The following is a 13,375-nucleotide window of genomic DNA, read 5'->3' on the forward strand; positions in this document are numbered from 1 at the left end:
CACGAATCTTTTCATTATACAAAATTTAATGATCATAAACCATAAACATTAAACCTTAAATTAATTATAATAGAGGTCACAAAGGGCGTGTCACCATCCTCACTGCAGGGGAGTCGGGGGATAGAGGGCATCCCACCAGGAGGGGTCGTCTTTCAGATAGCGGGAGAACCATGCGAAGATGGTGTCCTGCCATTTGATGCGTTTTGCGTAGTCGGTGATGTGATGGTCCTGATCTGACACGGCAACGAAGGCTGTCGGACGTCCGAGTAGCTTCAGTGCAGTGAACATCTGTATGCTCTCCCCTACCGGCACGTTGTTGTCGGCATCTCCATGCAAGAAGAGAAGCGGGGTATGAATCTTGTCGGCATTGTAGAGCGGACTCTGTTTGACGTAGAGATCCTGATGACTCCATGGGTAGGAATTTGCCATCGACACCTCACTGTAGGAATAGCCCCAATACCCTTCACCCCAGTAGCTTGTATGGTCGCTGATACCGGCATGGGATATGGCGGCAGCAAAGATGTCGGTGACGGTCTGTAGATACTGCGTCATGAAACCACCGTAGGAGGCACCTATACATCCGATTTTCTTCGGGTCGACGTAAGGATGCTCCTCGCAGAATTTCTTTGTACCTTCGATTATATCCTGAGCCACACCCTCTCCGGCTGTGTTGACATGGCGGGAAGAGAACTCCTGACCGAAACCTGTGGCACCACTCGGCTGTATCACGTAGACCACATAACCCTGAGCGGCGTAGGCATTGTGGGGGTAACGACTCTCGAAGCTGCGGCTTGTGGGGCTGCATCCTCCGTAGTAGTTCACGATCATAGGATACTTCTTCGACGGGTCAAAATCCGGCGGCAGGAAGAAGCGTCCGCAGATTGTGTCGCCACGGGAGTTTACAAAATCCCATGCCTGGCACTCTCCCAACTTCACATCGGCAAGCATCTCCTCCTTGGGAGTAGCAAGTTTTGTGGAGCGCAAAGTCTTCGTGTCAAGCAGATAGAGCGATTTTGGAGATGATGCGCTTTCACCATACCACACCATGTTGCGTCCGGCATCCGGGAGATCAAACGCTGTGATATTCTCTTCGGGAAGGTCGATTAGGGTGAATTTCCCATTGTTGGGGTTCAGTCTGAACATATTTACCCTATCGCGGTCTTCGGCAGTAAGATATACCATTCCGTCGGCACTGCTCCATTTGAAATCATTTACGCTGGGGTTGAAATCACGTGTCAGCGGAGTGACATTCTTAGAGGCAATGTCAATCATGAATAGTTGGTTGTCAGTCATGCTAGGAGTGCGTCCTTCCGGCACATTCTTGCCGATTCCGCCGAGTGCTTCCGGAGTGCCCATAAGAATCACTTTGGAGCCGTCGGGGGAGAATTTACCGCCGGCGATGAAGCCATCCTCTTTCACCAAAGTATCTACTTTAAGCGTAGTCAGATCAATGCAATAGAGAGATGAGAGAGTTGTAGGGCGTTTTTCAAGCCTGCTTCGGGAGGAGGATACGAGCAGTTTTCGGGAGTCGGATGAGATATCGTTAAGATAGACGTTTCTGTTACCGAATGTAAGGGGAGATACGATTCCGGTTGCAATATCCATAATGGAGAGCGACGTTCTGTTTCTCCAACCGGGTTGGCGGTCTTCCGGCTGTATCACCTCATATACACCATCCGATTCAGTCCTACCCTCTTGATAAGTTGTTATAATCAGAGATTTCTCATCGGGGGTAAGCATATAGCCGTAGTTCTGTGGAATAGATGCGACGATTATGGATTCAGCACCGGTGGCGGCATCGACTGCCACGAGTTCATTACCATCGACTGTGGCACATTCGAAATAATATCTGGAACCGTTTGGCATCCAGTTGAAATATCCCTGACGTTCGGCTACGGTCTGCCCATCTGATAGGCGTGTTATCTTGTTTGTGCGTGTTGAGGAACCGCCTCGGCGGGTAGTGGTATAGGAGGTAAGTAGGAATTTACCGTCGGGCGATATTTCACTTCGGGATATGGCAGTTCCGTGCAGTACATCCTCCAGGTGGAAGCGTCGCTTACCATCGTTGCGCAGGGAGAATCCGGCGTTATTCTCAGATTTAAGATATACGGATAGGGAATCCGTATCCTGATCAGGAGCAGAGAGGTATCTGAGCACTATATTATGCGATCCGGGACGCAGATGCAACGAAGATCCGTTGATTTTCTCTCCATCCAGATAAGCGGCATAATTCTTCATCCCCTTTACCTCCAGTTCGGGAATCGCGTATGAGGTGTTCTCAAAATCAAATGCAAGCATGTGTATGGCATTTGATGAATGGGAAGGCGCGAACGCATCCTCCATTGCTGATGATGCCAATCCCTTGACAGATAAGCGATCGGGAGCCTTGAACAGAGAAGACTGCTCAAAGGTCTTACCGTTGACGTCGACAGAATCCACCATTATCGGAGATGCCACCGTGAACGGTCCGAAATAGTTGAATTTAGAGATCCGTAAATCCTCGGCTTGTACGCCGCAGATGGCACAAGCGAGCAATCCGGTCATAAGAAATCTATTCATAGACGAAGGTTGGTTGGTTAAAGTGACAAAGATACAAAAAAACTCCGGTTGTCACGAAATGAAAACAGATACAATTTTTAATAAAAAAGGGAATTAGTCGCAGGATTTAATAATTATTAGGTATAGGAGAGGATTTTTTTACCAATTAATGTGTATTTCAAGAATTTTTTATCGGCAGTAATTTTGCAGCGTCAAATACATCATGAAATGAAGATCAAGCACAAGAGATTATTACACATCGTTTTCGTGTTGGCAATACTTGCCATTACACCAGCCCTATGTGCTCAGGAATTGGCAGACACGGCAGGCTACGGGAAATTCCGGTTCGGCAGTTATGGAGAGGCTGTCGCCTCGTTCAAGGATTATGGTATCAACCGGTTTCAGAAGGATGGATCCACTAAAGAACACCGCAACACGATAGCGGTGCCGCGATTCACGATAGGATTTGATTATAAGTTCAATCCCAAGTGGATTTTAGGAGCGGAGATAGAGTTTGAGGCAGGAGGCACAGGCACAGCTGTGGAACTTGAGAACAACGAGAACGGAGAGTATGAGACGGAGATAGAGAAGGGTGGCGAAGTGGCTCTCGAGCAGCTTCACATCACGCGTCTGATTATCCCGGAATTTAATGTCCGTGTTGGGCATCAGGTGGTGCCTGTAGGACTGACCAACGCACATCATGAGCCGATAAATTTCTTCGGGACAATACGTCCGGAGAGCCAGACTGTAATTATGCCGTCGACGTGGCATGAGACCGGTCTGACGATATTCGGCACTTTCGGGAGCGGCTACGGAGTGTTTGATTATGAGGCTATGGTTGTGGCGGGATTGAATGCCAACGGCTTTGACCGCGACACATGGGTGGCGTCAGGCAAACAGGGATTTTTTGAGACAGATAACTTCACCTCACCGGCTTACGTGGCGCGTCTTGACTGGCGTGGGGTGCCGGGACTGAGAACCGGAGTTTCATTCTATTATTGCCGAGACACGGGAGCAAATTCCGACAAACCGCAGACTTATTCCTCCTATGGCAGGATTCCGCTGCAGATATTCACGTGGGATGCACAATACCGCAACAAATTCCTTACTGCACGCGCCGATCTCACTTACGGTCATCTCGGAAATTCACGCGCCGTCAATGAGCGCAATAACAGGCTACCCAATGCCTCTCCCTACAGCCGTCTCACGCCTGTAGCCAAGAATGCACTCAGCTATGGGGCGGAGATAGGTTTTAATTTCGGAAATGTGTTTGGCATACGTAATTGCCCTACTTTCACCCCCTTTGCCCGCTATGAATATTTCAATCCCCAGAAATCGGTAGCAAAGCCATACGCAGCCGATAAGCGTCTGGAGGTAAGCAAATGGATAGTGGGTCTCAACTGGTTTGCATTGCCGAATCTGGTGGTGAAGGCTGATTATTCCATGCGTCAGATTGGCACGCAGAAGGTGTTTGGAAAGGGGAGCTACAATAGTGAGAATGAATTCTCGATCGGCATTGCCTATATAGGATGGTTCTTCAAGAGATGAGAGATTATACCGGATATGGTAATGCGTTGATATCTAATTATAAATATAAATAAAAACTGATATAATTATGAAAATGACTTTTTTGAAGACAGTATCCTGTCTATGTGGAGGCATTCTTGTAGCGTCTTCCATGCTTGCATCATGCAGCGGTGATAACGATGATCCGGATAATAATAAGAAGCCTGATGAGGAGATTGTAGACTCCAAAAACCTTGACTACAGCGCATCAAATGCCGACAGTTGGCACAACTATTCCGTGCGTGTGGCAGAGCTGCTTGCACGCGATTCTGAGCAGCTCTACAATTCCTGGAATGAGTCATACAATGGCGGGAAATCGTTTGCAGAGATATTCAAGTCAGCCAATACGAGTGCATATCCAAGCTATCTTAGCTGCATAGAGGAGATACTTGACGGATGTTCGGACATTGCCAACGAGGTGGGTGATGCCAAGATAGGAGATCCTTATGATCTCTATGTGCAAGGTAAGAGAGAGGAAGCACTCTATGCAGTGGAATCGTGGTATAGCTGGCATTCGCGAGATGACTATGCCAACAATATCCATTCGATACGTAATTCATATTTTGGTTCGCTCGACGGTTCTGTCTCAGCCAACTCCATGTCAGCACTTGTAAATTCCCTTGATTCCGATCTCGACAGCAGGACAAAAGGATTGATTGATGCAGCGCGCACCGCTATCATGGATATCCCTCAGCCTTTCCGTAATAATATAAATTCAAGCGAGGCATTGAAGGCTCAAGAGGCGTGTGCTGATCTTGACCGTCATCTCACGACAGTGCTGAAGCCATTCTTTGAGAATCTTGACAACAGTCATGAGTCTCGTTTGGGAGATATTGTGGCAAATTATGTTGACAATGTGGTTCTCCCTACCTATAAACTTCTGAAAGAGCGTAATGCCGCGATGCTTGAGGCAGTAAGGAATCTCTCCGGCAACCGTACTGACGTATCTTTTGAGAAGGCGTGCCAGGCATGGTTATCGGCGAGAGAGCCGTGGGAGAAGAGCGAGGCATTCCTCTTCGGACCCGTGGATGCTCTCGGTCTTGACCCGAACATGGATAGTTGGCCTCTTGATCAGGATGCCATTGTCAATCATCTGAAGAGTGGAAACTTCAATGATCTCCTCTGGGGCGATGGAGACGATGATTCCAAGGTTGAGGCTGCTCAGAATATCCGAGGTTTCCATACTCTTGAATTCCTTCTCTTTAAGGATGGGAATCCCCGTAAGACCAACAATTGATATGAGTGAAAGAGCTATTTTATTGGCATTGACATTATCAGCCCTTCTCTCCTCATGTGGAGAGGAGGGCCTTGATGTGCTTGACGTAGAAATCCCTGCCGGCTATGAATTGTCGGCAGGGACAGCCTCGATATTCATGAATTCATCGAAGGCATACGATTCACCGGCTGATTGGGTGTCGGGCACCTACAGTTCCCGGTTCAACCGAGGCGATAAACTCTATGACGATATGCGCACCAGCTCCAATGGCTACGGCGGTGGACTCGGACCGGTATATGCCGGATATTCATGCGGAAGTTGCCACAGCAATGCCGGGCGGACGAAGCCGGCAGGATGGGCTGACCATGGCTCCGGACCTTATGGGTTCTCATCGGCATTGGTCTATGTCACACGTAAGAACGGGGCATTCTTTCAAGGTTATGGTCGGGTGATTCATGATCAATCTATCTATGGAGTGACACCGGAGGGTAAGTTTCACGTGGAATGGGATTATCAGACGTTTGCATTTCCTGACGGAGAGACATACGAATTGGCAGCCCCGACCTATACCATCACTGACTGGTATCTGGGCGACATATCGCCGGATGATCTCTTCTGCACGGTCCGTATTCCGTTGCGTCATGTCGGTATGGGGCAGATCATGTCGCTTGATACCAATGAGATAGAGACTTTGGCTCGCAAGAGTAATTATCCGGAGTATGGCATTTCGGGACGATGCAACTATATAACGGAGCGCGGCGTCAGGATGCTCGGATTGTCGGGCAATAAGGCGCAGCATGCCGATCTCACCGTTGAACTCGGATTCTCAAGCGATATGGGAGTGACCAACAGCCGTTATCCGGAGGAGATATGTGAGGGTCAGCTGCAGATGACAGAGGGGTCTATGATGGGGCTTCTTTATGATAAACTTGACGTCTCTACAGAAGATATGGAGAATGTGGATCTTTACATGCAGTGTCTTGGAGTTCCGGCACGCAGGGATGTGGATGATCCGCTTGTACAGCTTGGCGAACAGAAATTCTATGAGGCGAGATGTCATCTATGCCATGTCACTACCCTTCATACCAAGCCGTCAGGCTCTGTGCTTCTCAACGGTACGCGTCTCCCATGGCTTGGAGGGCAGACCATCCATCCCTACAGCGATTTCCTCCTGCACGACATGGGTTCGGAAATCATGGGGATCGGACTTAACGATAACTACGTCTCCGGTCTTGCCATGGGGAATGAGTGGCGCACCACGCCTCTATGGGGCATAGGTCTTCAGGAGAAAGTGAACGGTCATACCTACTTTCTGCATGATGGACGTGCCCGTAATTTCGTGGAGGCGATAATGTGGCATGGCGGTGAAGGTGAGGCCTCAAAGAATCTTTTCAAGAATATGAATAAGACAGAGCGTGACGCACTGGTGCGTTTCCTGCAAAGTCTCTGATGCAATCCACTTCAACAATAACATTATTAACATCAAGCACATGAAAAAGATATTCCTATACCTCCTCTTCTCATTATTCTTCATCCCGATGTCTGCCCAATATGATTCCGACACGGAGAATGGCGTAGTGTCGTTTGCCGGAAGAAAGGGTTTTATCTGGGAGAGTAAGAATGGCAAGTTTGAGTTCAAGCCATATCTTATGGTTCAGACGGGACTTGACGTAACCTATTATGACAGTGAGGGACTTGATCCTGCATACAACCAGGATCACGTGCATAATACAGGCTTTAACATACCATACGCCGTTCTCGGCTTCACCGGACGTGCATTCGGTTTTATCACCTACAACCTCTCAATCAATGCTGCGGCTTCGGGTGGTGCATTGCTCCAACAGGCGTGGGCAGATATGAAACTCCGTGATGAATTTGGAGTGAAGGTCGGTAAATTCAAGACGCCTTTCACTCATGCCACACTCACCACTCTTGGCGAGACGCTATTCCCCACAATGCCTGTATCACTTACGGCTCCGGTCATAATGCCTCATTCCCTCAATGCGGTGACACCCTCGATGATGACAGGTTTTGACCTTGGTGTGGAGATACATGGCATGGTGAAGGATAAATGGGGATATGAGGTGGGCATTTTCAATGGCACCGGCTCAACGATCAATACTGCGACAAAGACCTTCAGTGATGACTGGCACATTCCTTCGCTGCTATATGCCGGACGTCTCACCTTCCAGCCTTATGGAGTGATGCCCGCCACACAAGGTAATCCAAATCAGTTGAATCTTAATAAGATGCTTGTTGGAATGTCAGCCTCCATGAATGTAGAGAGTGAGAATGAGAGCACCAACGATTTCCGTGCCGGATTGGAATTGGCATGGCTTCACAACCGTCTGTATCTTGCCGGAGAGGCTTACTACATGCATGTGGGTTTCACAAAACGGCAGAAGATAGATGAGTCGTTTGAGTATATGGGGGGATATGTGCAGGCAGGCTACTTTGTTACAGATCGTCTCCAGCCGGCACTCCGATATGATTTCTTTGATCGTAACGGGCTTGACAAGGGGGGCTTTCTTAATATGCCGGCTGTTGGTCTTAACTATTATTTCAAGAGTGTCAATCTGAAGCTTCAGGCGATGTACCGCTATATCGGTCGCACGGGGCATAAGACTCAATTGGACCGTGACAATGATGATCTCGGTCTTGCCCAGCATAACGGCACGATACTGATTCAATATACCTTCTGATGAAATATATTGGGAATAAAGCTATGAGGAATAAGAAGATATTGCTCCTGTTGTTGCCGTTCCTTCTGTCGGGATGTGACGACGGTAGGATATATCCTACCGACATTGACCTTAGCGGAGACAGTGGTATTACGGTGGTCATGACGGGCGAGATCAGCGGGTCATCAGATTCATACGAATCGGGATATTCTCTTGTGCTTGCGGCATTTAATGAATCGGATGATTATGCCATTGTCTCAAAGACGGTGCATGATGGGAGTGATAGCGTCGAATTGTCGAATGTATCGCCAAAGGCATCTACCATTGAATTATGTCTTATAAATTCACTGCGTAAAAGGATCCTTACACTCAGCACCGTATCGGTGTCGGCATCTGCAGGTGATCGTATTTCATTTGATGTCGGGAAGGTGGATGCCTCGCATTTCTCCATAATGAATAATACTATTTTCGGGAAATCCTGCGTGCAGTGTCATGGAGCCACCGGCAATGCCGCAGCAGGGCTTGACCTGCGGACGGAGGAGGCGTACAGAATGCTTGTCGGGACGGCTTCATCTGTAGAGGATGGTGTGCTTAGGGTTAATCCCGGAGATGCTGCAAGCTCCACTCTCTGGAGGGTGGTTGCCACAGATGTATCGGAGAGTTGGAAATTTGATCATTCCAATCTTCTGACGTATGATCAGGTGGGGTTTATTGAAAATTGGATAAATAACTTGAGTAATGATTAAGGATAAGGATCTGGTCTCTGCCACAGGAGCGTGGGAGTGCCATGTGATAATAAGCGTAGAACGTCCCGGACTGCCCTTCAGCGATCAATTGAGGGAGATAGAGCATGAATTTCAGGCATATCTGCGCGATAGGGGCGATGGTATGACGCCGGTGTTCATGCGCTGGTTTCTCAGTGATGCCGCTAATCAGGCGCAGTCAATCTCCAAAGATTTCAATTGTGCGATGTCGATAGTGGAGCAGCCTCCGCTTGATCTCACCAAGGTGGCTCTTTGGGTATGGCTTATGGAGGATGTGGAGGTGAGTTCCCTGCCAGATGGTTCATATTCTGTAAGACACGGGGAATATACCCACCTGTTTGAGGGTAGCCGCTGCCGACCGGGTGAGGATTCCCATTGTGCCACCTACGATATGCTTGCCGCCACCCAGAAGATGCTGAATGAGAAGGGGGGCAGTTTGATAGGTAATTGCGTGCGTACATGGTTCTTTGTGCAGAATGTTGACGTCAACTACGGAGGAGTAGTCAGCGGGCGTAACAGTCTGTTCAATGAGTGCGGACTTACACGTAACACCCGTTTCATAGCGAGCACCGGTATCGGCGGACGTCATGCCGACAAGACAGCCACAGTGCAGATGGATTCCTATTCAGTGATTGGACTGCATGAGGGACAGATGAAGATGATCAATGCTCCGGACTATCTTAATCCCACATACGAATATGGGGTGGCATTTGAGCGTGCCACGAGTGTGGATTATGGCGACAGGCGTCATCTGTTCATATCCGGCACCGCGAGCATAGATAACCGGGGGGAGATTGTCTGGGAAGGTGATATCCGGCATCAGACACTCCGTATGTTGACAAACGTGGAGGCATTGCTTAAGGCTGCGGAATGTGGCTGGGATGACGTGGGACAGATGCTTGTCTATTTGCGAGATATGGCAGATGCGGGAATAGTCAGGAAGATGTTTGAGGAGCGTTTCCCGGATATACCCTATCTTATTCTGTTGGCACCGGTGTGCCGTCCCGGATGGCTCATAGAGATGGAGTGTATGGCAATGAAACCGGTATCGACAGAATGGGCGGCGTTATGAGTTCGGAATTGATTGGAAATATTGGGAAGACAACCTTGGCGGTTTACGTCGGGGTTGTCCTTTGTTTGGGAGTTACCACATTCCTCTCCCCTCTTGTGTATGGTTCATGGTGGTTTATTTTATTGTGGATTATATTTGCTGCGACGCTTGCAATCGGTATGTGGCAAAGTGGCATGTGGCGCAGACCGGGATCTTTTCTTCTTCATCTCTCTATGCTTGCAATCTTGGGCGGAGGCTTGCTGACATGGCTTATGCAGGAGAAAGGTAGTGTCAGGATCTCACAAGGTGAGCGTGTGGCATTCTTTGAACGGGAAGGGGGTGGAATGACATCATTGCCTAAGGAATTATCGCTTGAGCGGTTTGAGGTGGTGTATTATCCGGGAGGGGATGTGCCACGTGATTATGTATCGCATCTGCTGGTGGATGGAGAGCGGCATACGGTGTCAATGAATAAGATTCTTGATATCGATGGTTATCGTCTTTGTCAATCGTCTTACGACAATACCGGGGCAACAGTGCTTTCTGTCAATCATGATCCCTACGGCATTCCTCTCTCATACGCAGGATATGTGCTTTTCGGCATAGGTGGTTTTCTTGTGATGCTTAATCCGGCAGGACGATTCCGTCGGTTGCTGAAGGTACTATCTGTCATCACTATTCTGCTGATACCCCTTGGAGTATCGGCAGCCACACAGAATAAGGAGGCGAATGATAGGATATATGGGGTACCACGCGCTTTGGCAGACAGTCTCAGGAAGGAACAGGTGATATATGGAGGTAGGATAGTGACGTTCAACACCTTGGCGAAAGATGTGATGACGAAGCTTTATGGAGATACGGAATATCGAGGATTGTCGGCGGAGCAGGTGCTCCTTTCATTCCGTATTTTCCCGCAAGAATGGAAAGATCAGCCTCTGGTCAAGATAAAGGATAAGAATTTGCGTCAAGCCCTGGATCTGGATGGAGAATATGCCTCTCTGTCAGATTTCTTTGATGAGGATGGAGGGTATAGGATATCGGAATTGCAGAGTGCGCTTGGCGAGGGACATAGACGGAGCGTGGAGGAGATAGATGAGAAGGTGGGTATATTGCTTACGCTCCTTTCCGGCAATCTGATAGTTAAAACCTCGGATAAAGATATTTCCTTGGCTCCATGGAGGATTGAATTGGAATTATTGTATAATTCCTTTCCGGGAGGAATATTGGTCTTTGTAAGCCTGTTTATGGCTTTCCTATCGTTTGGGGTAGGGATATTATTCGTACGATATGAGAAGATATCCGGATGGATTGGTGCATTATTTTTGGTACTGTCTTTTGTGCTGTCGCTGCTGATATTTGTGGTTCAATGGATTCTTGCATCACGGTTGCCACTTTCAAACACTTACGAGACGTTGGAATTCATAGTGCTCCTGTTGGAGATCCTTCTGCTGACAGTTGGACGGCGTATAGGAATGTTGTTGTTGACGGGTAGCCTATTCTCCGGAGTGTTGGCACTTGTGGCGCATCTTGTGGAGATAAATCCGGTGGTGACGCCCTTGATGCCGGTGCTACATTCGCCGTGGCTCTCGCTGCACGTGTCGCTTGTGATGGCATCCTACGTACTTCTTGGATTTACGGCGGTTGTGGCGGTTGTTGCTCTCTCAGGATTGGGGGCTGTAGAGCGGTTAAGAGGATTATCGCTCGCAATGCTCTATCCGGGAGTATGGTTATTGGGGATGGGTATATTTACGGGAGCTGTATGGGCAAATGTCAGTTGGGGAGAATACTGGAGTTGGGATCCGAAGGAGACATGGGCATTGGTTACACTCATGGTCTATTCCCTGCCGTTGCATGACCGGATGTTTGCAATAATATTAAAGCCGATATACGGGATAGCAGAAAGGGATTATAGTGCCAAGATATTTCATATCTATCTTCTTATAGCAATTTTAAGCCTGATAATGACCTACGTGGGGGTAAATTACCTTAATTCCCTCCATGCCTATAATTAATAACTGAAGTTTCGCAAGCTGCACTTCAGTGGTTTATAGTTTATAGTTTATGGTTTATAGTTTAAGGTTTAAGATTCACGAAAATCCACGGATCTTTTCATTATACAAAATTTAATGATCATAAACCATAAACATTAAACCTTAAATTAATAATCTTTTTGTGTTGCATGCTTCGCCACTTGAGCGAAGTATGCAACACAAAAAGATTCTGGAGAATTTTCTGGATAATCTTATGATGTGGGGTGCGATCAGTCGTAGAGGGTTTTGTCGAGGCGTTTCTCGCGTTGGCGTATCGCTCTTGTGAGGAGAATATTGGCTATTGTCCACACGACTACATCTCCGATGAATATTATTGTTGGATTGGTGAAGGGGGATACAAGCACGTTTATGCCGATGAATGCTATTGATACTCCGAGGATCGTAAGCAGGGCGGCTGCCTGATTCATGCCGAGTGCGAGAATCTTGTGGTGGATGTGGCATTTATCGGGCAGGAAGGGATTGCGCCCTTTCTTGACACGGTGGAAATACACTCTGAATACGTCAAAACATGGGACGATGAGCGGGGATAATGCCACGATTGCCGGGTTGTAGTCAACGGTGAGAAAATCCGGCTTGGCACACATCACTGCAATTGCACAGAATACGAGCACCATACCGGTGGTCAATGCTCCGGTGTCGCCCATGAATATCTTTTTCTGTTTTGTGACGTCGCCGAATACGTTGTAGTAGAAGAATGGGAACAATGTTCCGGCAGACGCAACGGCAAGTAGGGAATATATGAATTCTCCTCCGTTGAAGAATACCACGGCATAGAATATAAGAGCTATGGAGCTTAATCCGGAAGCGAGTCCGTCAATACCGTCGATAAGGTTGATGGCGTTGACTACGTATACCGTTACAAGGATGGAGAATAGCCATGCGAGAACATCCGGCAATTCGTTTAGCCACAATATGCCATAAAGATTGTCGATATACATTCCGGAGCATGCCAGGAGTATGGCACATACAATCTGTACAACGAATTTTGCCATGTATCTGACGCCGATGAGATCATCTGCGATACCGACAAGATATAGCAGTATTATTGCGCATATTTCAAAATATATAGGCACGAATGCTCCACCGATTGCGTCAATCATAGGTGCGGATCCGAGTCTTAGGTTAAGGGCTACGACGAGAGTCAGGGAGAACAGGAAGGCCGGGAAAAATGCAATGCCACCAAGACGCGGCACTACCCCACGGTGAATCTTCCTCTCGTCGATTTCGTCAAAAAGATTTCGTCGGAAGGCAATGAGAATAATCTTTGGAATCAGTATGCCGGCAATAAGCACAGATATCGCAAAGCAAAGGAGGTCATTCTCCAACCAATACAATAAGGTGTCTTGTGTAAACATGTAAAAGTTTTAAATTATTAGAAATTTCGGTTACAGAATTGAAACCAAGAGGATTACGCTAACGATGTCAATTATAAAATGGACAAGTTAAAACTACGGCATGACCGTATTTTGCAAAATTATGAAAAAAAATAAAAAAATCAAAATTAAAAA

9 protein-coding genes are annotated in these 13,375 nt (G+C 47.7%); 7 read left to right on the forward strand and 2 right to left on the reverse strand.

Features of this window, described 5'->3' with window-relative positions; all coding sequences use genetic code 11:
* Nucleotides 1-99 precede the first annotated feature (99 nt).
* Nucleotides 100-2,559 carry a S9 family peptidase gene (locus tag E5331_RS18825; RefSeq protein ID WP_123483886.1) on the reverse strand — a complete coding sequence of 820 codons (2,460 nt, stop codon included), beginning with the start codon at nt 2,557-2,559 and terminating at the stop codon, nt 100-102.
* Nucleotides 2,560-2,766: 207 nt separating this feature from the next.
* Between E5331_RS18825 and E5331_RS18830 the strand changes: the two genes are divergently transcribed.
* From E5331_RS18830 to E5331_RS18860, 7 genes are all read left to right on the forward strand, one after another.
* Nucleotides 2,767-4,086, forward strand: coding sequence for a hypothetical protein (locus E5331_RS18830; protein ID WP_123483887.1), 1,320 nt, complete (start codon nt 2,767-2,769; stop codon nt 4,084-4,086).
* Between the two features lie 67 nt (nt 4,087-4,153).
* A complete protein-coding gene (locus tag E5331_RS18835) occupies nt 4,154-5,341 on the forward strand; it encodes an imelysin family protein (RefSeq protein WP_275441306.1) in 1,188 nt (395 codons plus the stop codon).
* A gap of 1 nt (nt 5,342) precedes the next feature.
* Entirely contained in the window at nt 5,343-6,770 is a 1,428-nt protein-coding gene (locus E5331_RS18840) for a di-heme oxidoredictase family protein (protein ID WP_123483888.1), read from the forward strand.
* 40 nt (nt 6,771-6,810) lie between these two features.
* On the forward strand, nt 6,811-8,022 hold the full coding sequence (locus E5331_RS18845; RefSeq protein ID WP_135986276.1) for a porin: 1,212 nt from the start codon (nt 6,811-6,813) through the stop codon (nt 8,020-8,022).
* Between the two features lie 23 nt (nt 8,023-8,045).
* Nucleotides 8,046-8,747, forward strand: coding sequence for a c-type cytochrome domain-containing protein (locus tag E5331_RS18850; protein ID WP_168355308.1), 702 nt, complete (start codon nt 8,046-8,048; stop codon nt 8,745-8,747).
* On the forward strand, nt 8,740-9,837 hold the full coding sequence (locus tag E5331_RS18855; protein WP_123483891.1) for a Rid family hydrolase: 1,098 nt from the start codon (nt 8,740-8,742) through the stop codon (nt 9,835-9,837). Before E5331_RS18850 ends, E5331_RS18855 begins: the two co-directional genes overlap by 8 nt.
* A complete protein-coding gene (locus E5331_RS18860; RefSeq protein WP_135986278.1) occupies nt 9,774-11,828 on the forward strand; it encodes a cytochrome c biogenesis protein CcsA in 2,055 nt (684 codons plus the stop codon). The genes E5331_RS18855 and E5331_RS18860 overlap by 64 nt, the downstream gene beginning before the upstream one ends.
* A gap of 248 nt (nt 11,829-12,076) precedes the next feature.
* On the opposite strand, the gene E5331_RS18865 is transcribed toward E5331_RS18860, so the two are convergent.
* Nucleotides 12,077-13,222 (reverse strand): MraY family glycosyltransferase, encoded by a 1,146-nt coding sequence (locus tag E5331_RS18865; RefSeq protein ID WP_123483893.1) that lies wholly within the window; start codon nt 13,220-13,222, stop codon nt 12,077-12,079.
* Nucleotides 13,223-13,375 lie beyond the last annotated feature (153 nt).

This window comes from Lepagella muris (assembly GCF_004793975.1).
Taxonomy (GTDB): domain Bacteria; phylum Bacteroidota; class Bacteroidia; order Bacteroidales; family Muribaculaceae; genus Lepagella; species Lepagella muris.

Coding starts and splice junctions, on each gene's coding strand:
- E5331_RS18825 (WP_123483886.1), bottom strand. CDS start 2,559: ATGAATAGATTTCTTATGACCGGATTGCTCGCTTGTGCCATCTGCGGC.
- E5331_RS18830 (WP_123483887.1), top strand. CDS start 2,767: ATGAAGATCAAGCACAAGAGATTATTACACATCGTTTTCGTGTTGGCA.
- E5331_RS18835 (WP_275441306.1), top strand. CDS start 4,154: ATGAAAATGACTTTTTTGAAGACAGTATCCTGTCTATGTGGAGGCATT.
- E5331_RS18840 (WP_123483888.1), top strand. CDS start 5,343: ATGAGTGAAAGAGCTATTTTATTGGCATTGACATTATCAGCCCTTCTC.
- E5331_RS18845 (WP_135986276.1), top strand. CDS start 6,811: ATGAAAAAGATATTCCTATACCTCCTCTTCTCATTATTCTTCATCCCG.
- E5331_RS18850 (WP_168355308.1), top strand. CDS start 8,046: ATGAGGAATAAGAAGATATTGCTCCTGTTGTTGCCGTTCCTTCTGTCG.
- E5331_RS18855 (WP_123483891.1), top strand. CDS start 8,740: ATGATTAAGGATAAGGATCTGGTCTCTGCCACAGGAGCGTGGGAGTGC.
- E5331_RS18860 (WP_135986278.1), top strand. CDS start 9,774: ATGGCTCATAGAGATGGAGTGTATGGCAATGAAACCGGTATCGACAGA.
- E5331_RS18865 (WP_123483893.1), bottom strand. CDS start 13,222: ATGTTTACACAAGACACCTTATTGTATTGGTTGGAGAATGACCTCCTT.